Source organism: Streptomyces sp. NPDC002817, from assembly GCF_053592055.1.
The window spans coordinates 132,533-147,018 of record NZ_JBSFUY010000001.1 but is presented as its reverse complement, the minus strand read 5'-3'; the positions used below and the strand labels follow the sequence as shown (position 1 = coordinate 147,018).

At 70.0% G+C, this 14,486-nt stretch carries 16 protein-coding genes; 5 read left to right on the top strand and 11 right to left on the bottom strand.

Annotated features, from left to right (window positions below; all coding sequences use genetic code 11):
- Positions 1-51 precede the first annotated feature (51 nt).
- The 3 genes from ACWD3I_RS00610 to ACWD3I_RS00600 form a co-directional block, all read right to left on the bottom strand.
- Positions 52-2,391 carry an immune inhibitor A domain-containing protein gene (locus tag ACWD3I_RS00610; protein ID WP_365398699.1) on the bottom strand — a complete coding sequence of 780 codons (2,340 nt, stop codon included), beginning with the start codon at positions 2,389-2,391 and terminating at the stop codon, positions 52-54.
- A 161-nt stretch (positions 2,392-2,552) separates the two neighbouring features.
- Entirely contained in the window at positions 2,553-3,368 is an 816-nt protein-coding gene (locus tag ACWD3I_RS00605; RefSeq protein WP_365398702.1) for a hypothetical protein, read from the bottom strand.
- Positions 3,369-3,400: 32 nt separating this feature from the next.
- On the bottom strand, positions 3,401-3,778 hold the full coding sequence (locus ACWD3I_RS00600; protein ID WP_365398704.1) for a zinc metalloprotease: 378 nt from the start codon (positions 3,776-3,778) through the stop codon (positions 3,401-3,403).
- 46 nt (positions 3,779-3,824) lie between these two features.
- Between ACWD3I_RS00600 and ACWD3I_RS00595 the strand changes: the two genes are divergently transcribed.
- Together ACWD3I_RS00595 and ACWD3I_RS00590 are read left to right on the top strand one after the other, a co-directional pair.
- Positions 3,825-3,950, top strand: a complete 126-nt coding sequence (locus ACWD3I_RS00595; protein ID WP_365398707.1) for a hypothetical protein — start codon at positions 3,825-3,827, stop codon at positions 3,948-3,950.
- Between the two features lie 285 nt (positions 3,951-4,235).
- Entirely contained in the window at positions 4,236-4,526 is a 291-nt protein-coding gene (locus tag ACWD3I_RS00590) for a hypothetical protein (protein WP_365398710.1), read from the top strand.
- Between the two features lie 21 nt (positions 4,527-4,547).
- Here ACWD3I_RS00590 and ACWD3I_RS00585 read toward each other — a convergent pair whose 3' ends face one another.
- Together ACWD3I_RS00585 and ACWD3I_RS00580 are read right to left on the bottom strand one after the other, a co-directional pair.
- Entirely contained in the window at positions 4,548-5,228 is a 681-nt protein-coding gene (locus ACWD3I_RS00585) for an RDD family protein (RefSeq protein WP_365398713.1), read from the bottom strand.
- Positions 5,229-5,317: 89 nt separating this feature from the next.
- Positions 5,318-6,949, bottom strand: coding sequence for an RDD family protein (locus ACWD3I_RS00580; RefSeq protein WP_365398716.1), 1,632 nt, complete (start codon positions 6,947-6,949; stop codon positions 5,318-5,320).
- A gap of 211 nt (positions 6,950-7,160) precedes the next feature.
- Between ACWD3I_RS00580 and ACWD3I_RS00575 the strand changes: the two genes are divergently transcribed.
- Positions 7,161-7,634, top strand: coding sequence for an SsgA family sporulation/cell division regulator (locus ACWD3I_RS00575; RefSeq protein WP_266891794.1), 474 nt, complete (start codon positions 7,161-7,163; stop codon positions 7,632-7,634).
- Between the two features lie 13 nt (positions 7,635-7,647).
- Here ACWD3I_RS00575 and ACWD3I_RS00570 read toward each other — a convergent pair whose 3' ends face one another.
- Complete coding sequence (locus tag ACWD3I_RS00570; RefSeq protein ID WP_365398720.1) at positions 7,648-9,054, bottom strand: FAD-binding oxidoreductase; 1,407 nt, start codon at positions 9,052-9,054, stop codon at positions 7,648-7,650.
- A 92-nt stretch (positions 9,055-9,146) separates the two neighbouring features.
- On the opposite strand from ACWD3I_RS00570, the gene ACWD3I_RS00565 reads away from it, so the two are divergent.
- Positions 9,147-10,586, top strand: coding sequence for a tetratricopeptide repeat protein (locus ACWD3I_RS00565; RefSeq protein ID WP_365398723.1), 1,440 nt, complete (start codon positions 9,147-9,149; stop codon positions 10,584-10,586).
- Here the strand turns inward: ACWD3I_RS00565 and nthA are convergent.
- The 5 genes from nthA to hppD form a co-directional block, all read right to left on the bottom strand.
- Positions 10,583-11,167, bottom strand: a complete 585-nt coding sequence (gene nthA / locus ACWD3I_RS00560; RefSeq protein ID WP_365398726.1) for a nitrile hydratase subunit alpha — start codon at positions 11,165-11,167, stop codon at positions 10,583-10,585. The genes ACWD3I_RS00565 and nthA overlap by 4 nt on opposite strands.
- On the bottom strand, positions 11,157-11,444 hold the full coding sequence (locus ACWD3I_RS00555; protein WP_266891786.1) for an SH3-like domain-containing protein: 288 nt from the start codon (positions 11,442-11,444) through the stop codon (positions 11,157-11,159). Before ACWD3I_RS00555 ends, nthA begins: the two co-directional genes overlap by 11 nt.
- Positions 11,437-11,718: an SH3-like domain-containing protein gene (locus ACWD3I_RS00550; RefSeq protein WP_046258974.1), complete on the bottom strand. Its 282-nt coding sequence runs from the start codon at positions 11,716-11,718 to the stop codon at positions 11,437-11,439. Before ACWD3I_RS00550 ends, ACWD3I_RS00555 begins: the two co-directional genes overlap by 8 nt.
- Positions 11,719-11,738: 20 nt before the next feature.
- Positions 11,739-12,593 (bottom strand): phage baseplate protein, encoded by an 855-nt coding sequence (locus ACWD3I_RS00545; protein WP_365398731.1) that lies wholly within the window; start codon positions 12,591-12,593, stop codon positions 11,739-11,741.
- A 131-nt stretch (positions 12,594-12,724) separates the two neighbouring features.
- On the bottom strand, positions 12,725-13,870 hold the full coding sequence (gene hppD, locus ACWD3I_RS00540) for a 4-hydroxyphenylpyruvate dioxygenase (RefSeq protein WP_365398734.1): 1,146 nt from the start codon (positions 13,868-13,870) through the stop codon (positions 12,725-12,727).
- 126 nt (positions 13,871-13,996) lie between these two features.
- On the opposite strand from hppD, the gene ACWD3I_RS00535 reads away from it, so the two are divergent.
- Entirely contained in the window at positions 13,997-14,476 is a 480-nt protein-coding gene (locus ACWD3I_RS00535) for an Lrp/AsnC family transcriptional regulator (RefSeq protein WP_365398737.1), read from the top strand.
- The last annotated feature ends 10 nt before the right edge of the window (positions 14,477-14,486 follow it).

Genomic DNA, 14,486 nt, shown 5'->3' with positions numbered 1-14,486 from the left:
CGACCCGCCAGGGGTCACCGCCGATTCGCTTCTGACCTGCGCAAATGCCGACTACTTCACCGCGCGGCCGACTTCGATCTTGATCGTCGAGCCGTTCAGGGCCTCCTGGACAATCTTGATCTTGGTGTTGGTGTCAGTGAGCTTCACACCCGCGAACGGGGTCGTCGCGTCGTAGTACGTGCTGGTGTGGTCGTTGAAGACCGACACCCCCTTCGCCGACGGGATCCTCTTCGCGACGTCCGCGTTGTGCAGCGTGATGCCGTCCGTGCGGAACAGGCTGAAGGGCGAGTCGTACGCCTGGATGCGGCTGCGCATCGCGGTGCCGTCGGACCACTTCAGCGCCGTCGGGTGCGAGTCGACCGGCAGAAGCAGACCGACTCCGGGGTGCGCGCTGGTGTTGTTGTCCGCCTGGGAGGTGTCCCACTTCCAGATCAACAGGCCGTTCTGGTACGGGAAGTGCTCCACCCAGCTCGGACGGGTCGTGGAGAAGCCGAAGTTGTACGGGCCGACCTTCAACGTCTTGTCGTACGACACGTACTGACGGTTCTCGGCGATGTAGTACTGCGCGTAGTCGTCCGCGACGGTCGCGCCGACACGGGTGAAGCCGCTCGCCGTCCAGGCCGCGTCCGCGGTCTCGGCGTCGTCGGCGAACAGGGCCGCGCCGTCGGCCGTCACGGTGATCCGGTCCGCCGCGAAGCCCTTCTCGGCCACGCCGCCGTCGGTGGAGTAGCGGAAGCGCAGGTCGATCTTCTGGCCCGCGTAGGCGTCGAGCGGGAACGACAGCTTCTTGTACGTCTCCGAGAAACCGGTGAGCGTCGGCTGGCCGCTGGCGTCGCGCGGGAGGGCCGCGCCGTCCGCGGTGCCGTCGATCGGCGTCCAGGTGGTGCCGCCGTCGGTGGAGACCTCGGTGTAGACGTAGTCGTAGTTCGCCTCGGCGGCCCACCAGCCGTCGAGGGTCAGCAGCGCCGCGGACCTGCCGGTGAGGTCGACGGAACGCGTCAGCGTGTTCTTGAGGTTGTTGCCGCTGCCGCTCCACCACTGGGTGGCGCCCTGGGCGGGGGTCACGATCTCGGTGGTGACCGCCTTCTCGGGCAGTTCGACGACGAGAGCCTGCTTGTTCTTGGTGTTGTACTCGGCGACACCCAGCTTGTGCGTCGACTTGGTCGCGGCCTTCGCCACGTCGTAGTCCAGCCAGCCCAGTTGGAGCTTGTCCCAGGCGGTCATGTCGCCGGGCAGGTCACCGATGGTGTCCTTGCCGGTGCCGAGCCAGGAGCCGGAGGACATCAACGTCCAGAAGCCGGTGGAGTTCTCGCCGTCACCGGAGGTGTCGTAGTGGTCCGGCAGACCCAGGTCGTGGCCGTACTCGTGGGCGAAGACGCCGAGTCCGCCGTTCTCCGGCTGGATGGTGTAGTCGCCGACCCAGATGCCGGTGTCACCGATCTGGGCGCCGCCGAGCAGGTTGCCCTCGGGGCCGGTCGCACCCTGGTCGGTGCCGAAGGCGTACCAGCGGTGCGCCCAGATGGCGTCCTCGCCCTGCGCGCCGCCGCCCGCGGACTCGTCCTCGCCGGCGTGCACGATCTGGAAGTGGTCGATGTAGCCGTCGGACTCGTTGAAGTCGCCGTCGCCGTCGAAGTCGTAGCGGTCCCACTGGTCGAACTCGGCGATGTCCGCCTTGATCTCGGCCTCGGTGCGCCCCGCCGCCTTCTGCTGGGCGACCCATGCCGTGACGCCGTCCTGGACCGCGTTCCAGGCGCAGGTGTCGCAGGAGTTGGAGCCGTAACGGGCCTCGTTGTAGGGGACCTTGACCCAGTCGGTGACCTCACCCTCGACCGAGTAGCGGCCCGAGGACTGCTTCTCGTAGTAGGTCTTCATCGAGGCGGTGCCGTCGCCGAAGTAGAGGTCCTCGAAGTGGGCCTTGTTGTAGTCCGCCTGCCAGGCCGTGCTGTTGTCCTGGGCACGGTCCGGCTCGGCTATCTCGTTGTGCGCGGGGCCGGGCGTGCCGCCGTAGCGGGGGTCCGTCCGGTCGCCGAACTCGACGAGGATCGTGAAGATCTTGTCGGTCTGCTCGCGGCCCAGCTCGACGTACTTGCTGTCGCCCTTGCGGCTCTTGAGCTCGACGACCTTGGAGCCGTCACGGTTCTTGACCGTGGCGGCGCCGGATATGACCTGCTTCAGCGCCTCTTCGCGCTGCGCCTCCTGGGTCTGGGAGAGCGGGCCGTCGAAGTCGTGCTCCTGCGTGGTCTTCGCCGGCTGCGGATCGGTGCGGTTCGCCGCGGCCGGTGCCGCGGTGGTGTCGGCCTGCGCGACGGCGAAGGTGGAGATGGTCGCCGTCGCGGCGGCCAGTGCGACGGTGGTCGCGGCCGCTCTGAACGTCCAGGATCTGCTGGGCACCTGAGTCTTCCTCCCCTAGTCAAGTGACGGCATTTGACTAGAGGTTCAGAAGAAAAGACAGATCTTGACTTGGACAGGACAACTGCACTATGCGGATCTGACGTCCGCTTTACGAACGCGAGGGGGGCCGCCCGCGCACGGGAGACCCCCATCACGACATGTCACTTCTTCTTCGACTTGGCCGCCTTGGCGGCACTGCTCGCCTTCGACGCGCTCAGCTTCGAGACCTTGCGCAGCGCCTCGACCGTGGTCGTGAACTTCTTGGCCGGTGTCGCGCCGCCGGCCGTGATCTTCTGAGCCTCCGCGGACGTCAGGGCGACGATGTTGGCCGACGCGGGCGTCACCGTGCCCTTGCCCTGGAGGAAGATGCCCTGGTTGCCGCCGACCGGGATCCAGAACGACCCGACGCCGGAGACACCCGGGGCGTCGCCCTCCCCGATGTTGTCGAGATAGAGGACGTACGTCTTGCCCACCACCAGTTCGGTGGCACCCTCCATCGTCACGGCGTCGAGGTCGATGTTGCCGACGATGATCTGGTCGTCGACATTGATGTTGAACCCGGTGTTCTTCATGATCCCCGCGACCCGGACCTTCATGAAGACCATGGGAAGGCAGTCCTCGGTGCCCGAGCCGCCCGCCACCTCCGTGGGGGTGACGCTGGGCACCGGCTCGTCCGTGGCCGAGGCATCAGGGCTCGGGTCGCCCTCGTCCGCCGCGGTGGGGCTCACGGTCACTTCCCCGGCGGGGTCGCCGCCCTCGTCGCACTCACGGAACGAAAGACTCAGGACAGCGCCCAGGATCCCGACGTCCGACGCGGAACTGACGTCCGACGCGCTCGTGTAGGTCGCGTAGTCCGCCTCGATGTACGGCTTCCCGTCGGCACCGACGGACTCGCCGGAGTTGCCGGGGGTACAGGCCGCGAGCGACGCGACCAGCAGACCGGCGGCCAGGGCGCGGATGCGCCGAGTCGTCTTCAACCGCACTCCTCGTCTGTCGGCCGACTCACGGCTCAGTACTTCGACTTGACGCCGTGGACGTCGTCGTACCAGGGGCCGTCACTACCGCAGGAGAACTTGCCCTCACCCTGCCGCACGACCGCGGGTCCCGGGTTGGAGCAGGTGTAGGTGGTGTGCGACAGACCATAGGCGTGGCCCAGCTCGTGCTCGGCCGCGATCTTCTTCTCACGGGCCGAAAGGCCGCCCATCGTCCGTGAGTTGAAGTTGATCCGGACCTCGTTGCAGGCCCAGTAGCCGAGCGGGCAGCCGTCCCACGACGTGCGCGCCCAGTCGTCCCACGCGTACGAGGCGTCCCGCACCTCGACCATGGGGTCGCCGTTGTTCTTCTCGTAGCGGAAGAACCCCGTCGCGGAGGTGTCGTCCCAGCGCATTACAGCGTCACAGCCAGGGCAGCACCCGGATCGCCCGGGTTTTCAGGTGTTCGTCCTGTGCGCCGCGTCTCTCTCGACGGGCCTGGTGTCCTCGCCGCCCGCGCAGGCGTATGTGACCAACTGCGGTTCGTTCTGGGGCATCGACGGCAACGACCCGATCTCGTACCGTTAAAGAAGTAGATCTTGATCTACTCGGGACAACTGGGCTATGAGACCCCCGTGTCGGCCCTGCGGGACGGCATCTGGAGCCGCCCTCGACCGGCGCTCGCGCGTGTCCACTTCGTGGACGGTATGACTCCGTGCGCCCCCCATGCACCGGTACTGTTGGTTAGGTCACGCTTACCGTTCGTTCCGCTCGGGCATGCACGCGATTAGAGTCATTCGGCGGAACGCCCCAAAACGGCGGAAAGCCAGGCCGACACCCCCGTGGACCCCCACTTCCGAGGACACGATTGCCATGCCTCGTCCGACTGCCGCACAGCTCGCCTACGGTTCGTTCACCGTGATCTTCTCGACGCTCGCCATGCTGCTGCTGTCACAGACGAGTTCGGGTCTGGGGATCGCGGTCATCGCCGTCGCGGCGCTCGCCCTCGGGCTGCTCGTCGCCATGACGGTCCCCATCCCCAAGGCCCGCGTGGTCGCGGTGCGCAAGCCCGCCACCGAGACAGCGGAGACGGCACAGACGCCCGTACCGGCGTCGGTCACCGTACTGGCGACCGAGCCGGTGCACGAGCGCGCCGCCTCCTGATGAACCGACGGTCCCCGGTGGTCAGTTGGTGCTGACCACCACCGTCTTCGCCGCCTTGTCGTGCAGGCCCTGCTTGTAGGGCTTGTCGAAGAAGCTCCAGCCGCCCGAGATCGCGGTCCAGACACAGGCGCAGCAGAACGCGAACGGGATCCACAGCACCGCCGAACGCGTCAGCGTGGTCTGCACGGAGGGCGTTGAGCCGTTCTCGAGGTTCGCCACTCGCATCCCGAGCCACTTCTTGCCGAGCGTCTGGCCGGAGCGGCTGATCATGACGGTGTCGTACGCGATGTAGAGCACGGCCGTGATGAGCGACTGTGTGAAGGACTTGCCGTACTCGACCTTGTCGGGGTCCACGTCGTACTCGTTGACGCCGAAGCCCCAGGTGAGCAGCCAGACCACGATGAGGACGAGGATCATGTCGATGATCCGGGCGAGCGTGCGCTTGCCGCTGTCGGCGAGCGGGGGCATGCCGGCGAGCGGGTCGTTCGGGAACGAGCCGCCGCCGTACGGGTCGCCGCCGCCGTAGGGACTGCCGCCCCCGTACGGCGGAGGCTGACTGCCGTACGACGAGCCTGCGTCCCCTGACGGCGGGGGCTGACTGCCGTACGGGGAACCCTCGCCGCCCGAGGGCGGGGGCTGCTTCCTGAACGGGTCGTCTTCCGGCGGCTGCTGGCCGGAGCCGGGGGGCGGTTCGCTGCTCATGGCCCGAGTCGACCGCGATCCCCACGGCTCCGCATCCGGCGAGCGGCCGTCCGGGGTACGGAATCCGGTGGCCCTTGTGCCGTACGCGGCTATCCCGCTACGAACGTATGTGCGGCCTTGTCGTGCCAGCACTGGCGCCACGGCTTGTCGAACAGGCCCCATACGACGCCCACGACACCGATCGCGAGCAGAACGGGGACGCTGTAGACGAGCCAGCGGCGCAGGGCCGCGCCGAACGTCGGGGGCTCGCCGCCCTCGATGTCCCGCACCTCCAGTCCGAGCAGCTTCTTGCCGAGGGTGCGGCCCCACTTGGCGGTGGGCAGCGCCTCGTAGAGGACGCCGAAGACGAGGAGGACGGCGAGGACGATGCCGAGGTAGGCGGAGGTCGTGCCGTCCAGGAGCCAGACGGTGACGGTCTCGCCGGAGAGCTTGGCCGCGTCGATCTTCTCGTTGACGTGGTCCAGCGCCCTGGTGCCGAGCGGGACGGCGGCCGCGCCGGTGACGCCGACGAGGACGACGGTGTCCAGCAGCCGGGCCGTCAGCCGCTTGCCGAGGCCCGCGGGGCGGGCGGAGGCCTGACGCCGGGCGGCGGCCTGGAAGACGTCCTCCACGGGCGGCTTCCAGGGCGTGACGGGCTCGTCCTCGCCAGGGGTGGCGGCGAGGCGGTGCACCTGCTGGGCCCAGGAGGACTGACCGCCACCGGCGCCGCCGGCCATGGGGGTGGACTGCTGGGGGACGGAGGCGGGCGGGGTCCGCGGAGCCGCCTGCTGCGGGCCCGCGGCCTGTCCGACGGCGCCCTGGACACCGGCCTGCGCGGAGACGGCACGCTCGGCGGCGGCCTTGCCCGCGCCGAAGCCGGGGGTGGCCGCGGGCGGGGCTCCGAAGCCGCCCGCCGCCGCACCGTCGGACCGTGCGCCGCCCGTGCCTCCGCCCTGCGCCCCACCCTGCTGGGCCGTGCGCGGGGAGAGCGCCCGGAAGGTCATGGTGCCCTCGTCGGCGACGGGGCCACCGGGGGCGGGAACGCCGGGAGTTGCGGCACCGGAGGACCCCGCGGCACCGAAGGCGGGGCCGCCGGAGGCACCCGAGCCACCCGTGCCCGGACCGCTGAAGGCCGGGCCGCCGGAAACACCGGCACCGGAGGGACCGTGGGAGCCTGCCGCACCCGAGCCACCCGAGCCGGGGCCGCCGAACGCCGGGCCGCCGGAGGCGCTCGCCCCGCTGCCGGACTGCGGTGCCGTGCCCGGGCCGGACGGCGCCGCTGCCCCGGGCGTCGGCCTGCGGAAGACGAACGTGTTGCCCTGGGCCGCGCTGTCGGACTCCGCGGGCGGGATCGTGGCCGTGCCGTCGCCGCTCGTCGTGTCCGACGGGACGCGGGGGTCGGTGCCCGCCGCCGCGCCCCAGGAGACCCGGCGGTCCTGGTCGCCGCCGAAGCCGGACTGACGGGAGCGGTCGGCGCCCCAGGCGGACGCGGGTTCGGGACGGCTGCCGTACTGGGCGTCGGACGGGTTGGGCGCGGGCTGCGGGTCCTCGTCGAAGAAGTGCGGGCCCGTCTCCTCCACCGACACGGGGGCCGGGGCCGCACCGTCCGACGGGGCCGGCCGGCTCGTGCCCGGTACCCAGGCGGCACCGTTCCAGTACCGGACGTATCCAGGAATGGACGGGTCCGGGTAATACCCTTCGCGGGGCCTGTCGTCACCGGGTGCCGGGGTTGGGGCGCTCATGTCCGTCGTCCCGTATCTGCTCGGGGGTGAATATGGGGGGCTCCACATCTATCAGACCGGCGCAACCCCCACCGCCAGTCCCACCGGACCCACTCCTTTTGAGCAACGTCGTGAACCCCCGGGAAAAAAGTTTTCCGAACCCGCGTAATGGTTCCGGCCGCACCGCCTCTCTCCACTCGTACGAGACAGACACGAGAGGGGAACACACGACATGCACACCGTGGTAGAGCGCGAGCTCGAGCTCAAACTCATTCTGTCGCCCGAGCGCAGCATCCCGGTCCCCGCCCGGCTCAGCTATCGCTCCGACGACCCGTACGCCGTCCACGTCGCCTTCCACATCGGCTCCGACCACCCGGTGAACTGGACGTTCGCCCGCGAGCTCCTGGTGGAGGGGGTGTTCAGGCCGTGCGGGCACGGGGACGTGCGGGTGTGGCCGACGAAGGTGGACGGCCGCAGCGTCGTCCTGATGGCACTGAGTTCGCCCGACGGGGACGCCCTCCTGGAGGCGCCCGCGGCCCAGGTGTCGGCCTGGCTGGAGCGGACGCTGCGGGTGGTGCCCCCGGGGTCTGAGGGCGAGCAGCTCGGTATCGACGAGGCCCTGGCGGACCTGCTCGCCCCGACGCCCGCCGACGACCTGTGGCTGCGCGACCCGTGGCCGAGCGACGAGTCGAAGGACGGGGAGTGATCGCGTACGGACGTCAGAAGAGCTTGCCGGGATTCAGGATCCCCAACGGGTCGAAGACCTGCTTGATCTGCCGCTGCATCTCCACCCCCACCGGGCCGATCTCGCGCGCCAGCCACTCCTTCTTCAGTACGCCCACGCCGTGCTCGCCGGTGATCGTGCCGCCGAGCTCCAGGCCGAGGGCCATGATCTCGTCGAAGGACTCGCGGGCGCGCCGGGACTCGTCGGGGTCGGCCGCGTCGAAGCAGACGGTGGGGTGGGTGTTGCCGTCTCCGGCGTGCGCGACGACGCCGATGGTGAGCTGGTACTTCTCGGCGATCCGCTCGGTGCCTTCGAGCATCTCGCCGAGCCGGGAGCGGGGCACGCACACGTCGTCGATCATCGTGGTGCCCTTGACGGCTTCGAGGGCGGTGAGCGACAGCCGGCGGGCCTGGAGAAGGAGTTCGGACTCGGCGACGTCGTCGGCGGGCACGACCTGCGTGGCGCCGGCCGCCTCGCACAGCGCGCCGAGGGCGGCGAGGTCGGCGGCCGGGTCGGTGGTGTCGAAAGCGGCGAGCAGCAGGGCCTCGGTGGTCTCCGGGAGTCCCATGTGGGCGAGGTCGTTGACGGCCTTGACCGTCGTACGGTCCATCAGTTCGAGGAGGGACGGCACATGCCCGCCCTCCATGATCCGGCACACCGCGTCGCAGGCGGCCGCGCCGGACGCGAACTCGGCGGCCAGCACCAGCTGCTCGGGCGGCTGCGGGCGCAGTGCCAGGGTCGCCTGGACGACGATGCCGAGGGAGCCTTCCGAGCCGACGAACAGGCGGGTCAGGTCGTATCCGGCGACGCCCTTCGCGGTCCGCCGGCCGGTGGACATCAGGCGGCCGTCCGCCAAGACCACGTCCAGTCCGAGGACGTACTCCGCCGTCACCCCGTACTTCACACAGCACAGCCCGCCGGAGGCGGTGCCGATGTTGCCGCCGATGGTGCACATCTCCCAGCTGGAGGGATCCGGCGGGTAGTAGAGGCCGTGCTCGTTGACCGCGCGGGAGAGGGTGGCGTTGATGACGCCGGGCTCGACCACCGCGATGCGGTCGACGGGGTTGATCTCGAGGATACGGTCCATCTTCGTCAGGGACAGCACGATGCAGCCGTCGGAGGCGTTGGCGCCGCCGGACAGGCCCGTGCGGGCGCCCTGCGGGACGACGGGGACGCGCAGTTCGGTGGCGATGCGCATGACGTGTTGCACCTGCTCGACCGTGCGGGGCAGTACGACCACTGCGGGGACGCCGGCCGGGCAGAAGCTGGCCATGTCGTTGGCGTAGGAGGCCGTGACGTCCGGGTCGGTCAGGACGGCCTCGGCGGGCAGACCGCTCAGGAGACGGTCGACCAGGTTCCCTGTCTGTTCGTCGCGAGGCGCTTCGATACGGCTCATGATCACAGCGTCGCACCTGGGTCCATCGGTGTGAACCCCGTCTGCGGCAACCGTCGCCTGCTCGGGTGTGGTCGTCGTATTGACGCACAGTGATCGCCATGGAGAACCATGAGGAGGCGGCCCCCCGGCGTTCGCGCATCGCACGGCGGGTTCTGATCGCGGCCGTCACCGGGTGTCTGGTGCTCGGCGGGACGCTGATGGTGCTGCCCTGGCAGCCGCCGGACACGGGGGCGCCCGCGCCGCCGGCCCCGGGGGCACAGGCACGGGCGGCGGTCACCACGGGGGTGGCGGCCGCGCTGCCGGACCTGGCGGCGCTGATCGCTGAGCGGGAGACGCATCTGCGGAGGCATCCGCGGGACGCCGAGTCGTGGGCGGTGCTCGGGGCGGCGTATCTGGAGCAGGGGCGGCGGACGGCGGAGCCGGCGTACTACCCGAGGGCCGACCACGCGTTGCGTATGTCGCTGAGGGTGCGGGCCAGGGGGAACGCCGAGGCGCTCGGCGGGCTCGCCGCGCTGGCGAACGCGCGGCGGGACTTCCGGGCGGCGAAGCGATGGGGCGAGGCCGCGCTGAAGCTGGATCCGAAGCGCTGGACGACGTATCCGCCGCTGCTCGACGCCTACACCGGCCTCGGCGACTGGAAGGCCACGCAGCGGACCCTCGAGCGGCTGCAGGGGCTGCGCGGCGGGCCGGCCGTGATGGCGCGGGCCGGGGCCGTGTTCCGGGACCGGGGCTGGCGCGAGGACGCGATGGCGCAGCTCTCCGACGCGGCGGCGGGCGCTCGGGCGCCCGCCGAACGGGCCGCGTATCTGGAGCGGGTGGGGCAGCTGGCCTGGGAGCGCGGCGATCGTGAGCCGGCGCTGCGGCACTTCCAGGAGGCGGTGCGCATCGACCCCGACCAGCGGGCCGCGCAGGCCGGGCAGGGGCGGGTGCTGGCGGCGCTGGGGCGGACCTCGGAGGCGCTGAGCGCGTACCGGATGGCGCTGGCCAAGCAGCCGCATCCGCAGTACGCCCTGGAGCTGGGCGAGTTGTACGAGTCGCTGGGGATGCGGCAGGCGGCCCAGGTCCAGTACGACCTGTTGCGGGCGCGGGTCCGTGGTGCCGCGGCGGGCGGGGCCGACGAGGAGCTGGTGCTCGGGGTGTTCGAGGCGGACCACGGGGATCCGCAGGCGGCCGTACGGCGGCTGCGGGCGGAGTGGCGACGCCAGCCCGGGATCGCGGTGGCCGACGCGCTGGGGTGGGCGCTGCACCGGGCCGGTCAGGACGAGGAGGCGCTGCGGTACGCGGTGCGGGCGACGGACAAGGTGCACGGCGGCGGGGTGCGCAGTGCGCTGCACGCGTATCACCGGGGCATGATCGAGCGGGAGTTGGAGAAGTACGGGCCGGCCCGGCGCCACCTCCAGGAGGCGTTGCGGATCAACCCGTACTTCTCGCCTGTGCACGTGCGGACGGCTCGGGAGGCGTTGACGGCGTTGGGTGAGCCGTCGGTGGAGGAGCTGCCGGTGATGGACGCGAAGGCGGAGACGGAGACGGAGTCCTAGACCTCGGCGGTGCCGATCAGTGCGTTGCGTGTGACCAGCGCCGCCAGTTCGTCCTCTCCCAGTCCTGCGGTCCCCTCGGGCCTGCGGGGCAGCACCATGTAGCGCGACTCGGCGCTGGAGTCCCACACCGTGACGTCCACGGCGGCGGGCAGTTCGAGCCCGAACTCCCGCAGCACCTCGCGGGGTTCACGGACCACGCGGGAGCGGTAGGCCTCGGACTTGTACCAGCTCGGGGACGGGCCGAGGAGGCGCAGGGGGTAGCAGGAGCAGAGGGTGCAGACGATGACGTTGTGGGTCGTCGCCGTGTTCTCGACGACGCGCAGGCGCTGGTAGGAGCCGTCCATGTGGCCCAGCTCCTGCACGGCGGCGGTCCCGTCGGCCAGCAGCCGCGCCTTGTACGCCTCGTCGGTCCAGGCGCGGGCGACGACCTTCGCCCCGTTCGCCGGTGACGAGGCGGCGAGGAAGGCGTCGATCGCCTCGTCCACCTTCTCGCCGGTGATCACGCCCTTCTCCTCCAGCAGGGTCTCCAGCCGGCGGACCCGGCGGGCGATCGTCGCATCGGGGTGGTGGTCACCGCTCATCGGCACGGTCCTCTTCCAGATAGCTTTCCCACAGATCCAGTACGACGTGATGGTCGCCCTCGCCCCACAGGTCACGGGCCTCGAAGCGGACCGCGTAGATCTGCTCGACCGGCGCGTCCCCGCGCCCCTGTGCGCTGATGTCGGGCAGCTCGTCCGGACCCTCCGGCTCGACGATCACGCCCCGCTTGCCGCGCGCGTACCGGGGCAGCCGGGTGTGGTGCGGCGGGTCGTGCGGGAAGGTGCGCACCCGGGTGCCGGGCGGGAAACGGTCAGTCATCCAGCTCACCCGGCCCGATCACGCCCTTGCGTTCCAGCAGCGCGCAGATCGCGGTGAACCAGCGCTCGTAGTACGACGCCGCCAGGTACTCGGCCGGCGGCATCGACTCGATCGCGTCGCGGAACTCGTTGGTGTTGAAGAGCCCTTGACCGCGCAGGGTGTTGAAGAGGCCGACGACCCGCGCCTCCCAGTCCGCGTGGAAGGGCTCGGTGTCGTCGGTGGTGTCGATGGCGCCGAAGCCCTGGGTGCCGCCGACGTCGTTGATCCTGGCCATGCGGCCAGCGTACGTTCGCCCTACTGCTTCGGCTTGTAGTAGAGGGAGAACCTGCGTTCCCCGGCCGTCCCGGAGGCGAGGCCCAGATACAGCCGCGTGCCGCCCTTGCGGCGGACGGCGAGGCCCTCCGGCTCGCGGTGGGTGAGGGAGCGGCCGGCCTCGGTGCGCAGCCGCTGGACCAGCTCACCGGTGGTGATGTCGACGCAGGAGAGGTAGGCGTTGCCGTGCTCGGCGCGCGGGTTGGTCCCGGCGTCGTAGGCCGTCCCGGCGAGCTGGTAGAGGTGGTCGTGGTGCAGGGCATAGCCCTGGAAGGGGATCTTCTTGTCGGGGTGCGCGGCGGGCTGGGCGATGTCGGCGACGGGGTGGTCGTACTCGCGGGCGACGAAGGCGTCGAGGTCCCAGATCCGGTAGCGCGGCTTGCCCTTGACGCGGTAGCGGACGGCGATGCGCTTCGAGGCCATGCAGACCGAGGGCTGGTTGTTGGTGGACCCCGGTATCGGCTTGCGTATCTTGACGTCCTCGCCGGTGCGGGTGGCGCCGTTCCTGAACTGGAAGCGGGTGACGCCCTGGCCGTAGCCGCCCTTGGCGTCGGCCTCGGTCCAGATCCAGACCTTGCCGTCGGCGGCGTTCTGCACACCGATGCTGACGCCGTGCCCGAAGCCCTGGAGGTTCATGCTGCCGAGCAGCTTGCCTTCGTGGTCGAGCTTGTTGAGGCACAGGTTGCCGGCGCCGATGCCACCGCGCCGCACCTGGAGGACGTACAGGTGCTGGTGCACCTCGTCGAAGGCGAAGGACTGCAGGACCGTGCCCTCCTTGAGGGCCTTCTCCTTCAGCCAGCGGGTCGCCGGTACGTCGAGGTCGATGCGGTCGGTCACGTTCGGTGTCCCCAGGGTCCTGCGGACGTCCCGATGACGTCCACAGGACCAGAGAGTGTCAACTCCCGTTCACTGGTTTCAAGGTTCTACGAAAGCGCTTGTGGATTCACGTCAGATTCACAGGTTTCCGTTCACAGGTTGCCGCGCCGCTCCTGCTCCCGCTCGATCGCCTCGAAGAGGGCCTTGAAGTTGCCCTTGCCGAAGCCCATCGAGCCGTGCCGCTCGATGAGTTCGAAGAACACGGTCGGCTTGTCCTGGACCGGCTTGGTGAAGATCTGCAGCAGATAGCCGTCCTCGTCGCGGTCGGCGAGGATCTTCAGCTCGCGCAGGGTGTCGACGGGCACGCGGGTGTCGCCGACCCACTCGCCGAGGGTGTCGTAGTAGGAGTCCGGGGTGTCGAGGAACTGGACTCCGGCCGCCCGCATGGTCCGTACGGTCTCGACGATGTCGTTGGTGTTGAGCGCGATGTGCTGGACGCCCGCGCCGCCGTAGAACTCCAGGTACTCGTCGATCTGGGACTTCTTCTTGGCGATGGCGGGCTCGTTGATCGGGAACTTGACCTTGAGCGTGCCGTCCGCGACGACCTTCGACATCAGCGCGCTGTACTCGGTGGCGATGTCGTCGCCCACGAACTCCTTCATGTTCGTGAAGCCCATGACCTTGTTGTAGAAGCCGACCCACTCGTTCATCCGGCCGAGCTCGACGTTGCCGACGCAGTGGTCGATGGCCTGGAAGGTGCGGTGGGCGGGCGGCTGGACGAGCGGGGCCACCGCGGTGAAGCCGGGGAGGTAGGGGCCGTCGTAGCCGGAGCGGTCGACGAGGGTGTGGCGGGTCTCGCCGTAGGTGGCGATCGCGGCGAGTACGACGGTGCCGTGCTCGTCCTTCAGCTCGTACGGCTCGGCGACCGAGCGGGCGCCGTGCTCCAGCGCGTAGGCGTACGCGGCGCGGGCGTCCGGGACCTCGATGGCGAGGTCGATCACGCCGTCGCCGTGCTCGGCCACGTGCTGGGCGAGGAAGTGGCCCCAGGTGGTGGCGGGCTTGATCACCGAGGTGAGCACGAAACGGGCGGAGCCGTTCTCCAGGACGTAGCTCGCGGTCTCACGGCTGCCGTTCTCCGGTCCGGAGTAGGCGACCAGCTTCATGCCGAAGGCGGTGGAGTAGTAGTGCGCCGCCTGCTTGGCGTTGCCCACGGCGAAGACGACCGCGTCCATTCCCTTGACCGGGAAGGGGTCGGCCTGCCGGGCGGTGTCGGGAGTGTGGTGAGTGGTCTGCGTCATGCTCGCAGCCTTCTCCGCGGGGGCAAGGTGCGCAATAGTTTGCGTTTCTGGTGTGCAATATGACCAGTGAAGGGTCCGTTCTTACGAGCTCTCTGTACAGGATGACCACCGGGAAAGGCGGCTCTCGTGGGGATCGACGGACTGGACGGACGGATCATCGTGCTGCTGGCGCGGGAGCCGCGGATCGGGGTGCTGGAGATGTCCCGGCGGCTGGGGGTGGCGCGCGGGACCGTGCAGGCGCGTCTGGACCGGCTTCAGTCGAATGGCGTCATCCGGGGATTCGGCCCGCAGGTGGACCCTGCCGCGCTCGGCTATCCGGTGACCGCGTTCGCCACGCTGGAGATCCGGCAGGGACAAGGGGCGGACGTACGGGCGCACTTGGCGACCGTGCCGGAGGTCCTGGAGCTGCACACCACGACCGGAAGCGGGGACATGCTGTGCCGGCTCGTCGCCCGGTCGAACGCCGATCTCCAGCGGGTGATCGACCTGGTTGTCGGTTTTGATGGCATTGTCCGGGCCGCCACGGCGATCGTGATGGAGAACCCCGTTCCGCTGCGGATCATCCCGCTGGTGGAGCAGGCGGCGGAGGACGAGGACAGGACTTAGCCGACTGGGC

Bases quoted from the DNA above. Each gene is read 5' to 3' on its own strand.
- ACWD3I_RS00600 (WP_365398704.1), bottom strand. From the start codon at position 3,778: ATGCGCTGGGACGACACCTCCGCGACGGGGTTCTTCCGCTACGAGAAG.
- ACWD3I_RS00590 (WP_365398710.1), top strand. From the start codon at position 4,236: ATGCCTCGTCCGACTGCCGCACAGCTCGCCTACGGTTCGTTCACCGTG.
- ACWD3I_RS00585 (WP_365398713.1), bottom strand. From the start codon at position 5,228: ATGAGCAGCGAACCGCCCCCCGGCTCCGGCCAGCAGCCGCCGGAAGAC.
- ACWD3I_RS00580 (WP_365398716.1), bottom strand. From the start codon at position 6,949: ATGAGCGCCCCAACCCCGGCACCCGGTGACGACAGGCCCCGCGAAGGG.
- ACWD3I_RS00575 (WP_266891794.1), top strand. From the start codon at position 7,161: ATGCACACCGTGGTAGAGCGCGAGCTCGAGCTCAAACTCATTCTGTCG.
- ACWD3I_RS00565 (WP_365398723.1), top strand. From the start codon at position 9,147: ATGGAGAACCATGAGGAGGCGGCCCCCCGGCGTTCGCGCATCGCACGG.
- nthA (WP_365398726.1), bottom strand. From the start codon at position 11,167: ATGAGCGGTGACCACCACCCCGATGCGACGATCGCCCGCCGGGTCCGC.
- ACWD3I_RS00555 (WP_266891786.1), bottom strand. From the start codon at position 11,444: ATGACTGACCGTTTCCCGCCCGGCACCCGGGTGCGCACCTTCCCGCAC.
- ACWD3I_RS00550 (WP_046258974.1), bottom strand. From the start codon at position 11,718: ATGGCCAGGATCAACGACGTCGGCGGCACCCAGGGCTTCGGCGCCATC.
- hppD (WP_365398734.1), bottom strand. From the start codon at position 13,870: ATGACGCAGACCACTCACCACACTCCCGACACCGCCCGGCAGGCCGAC.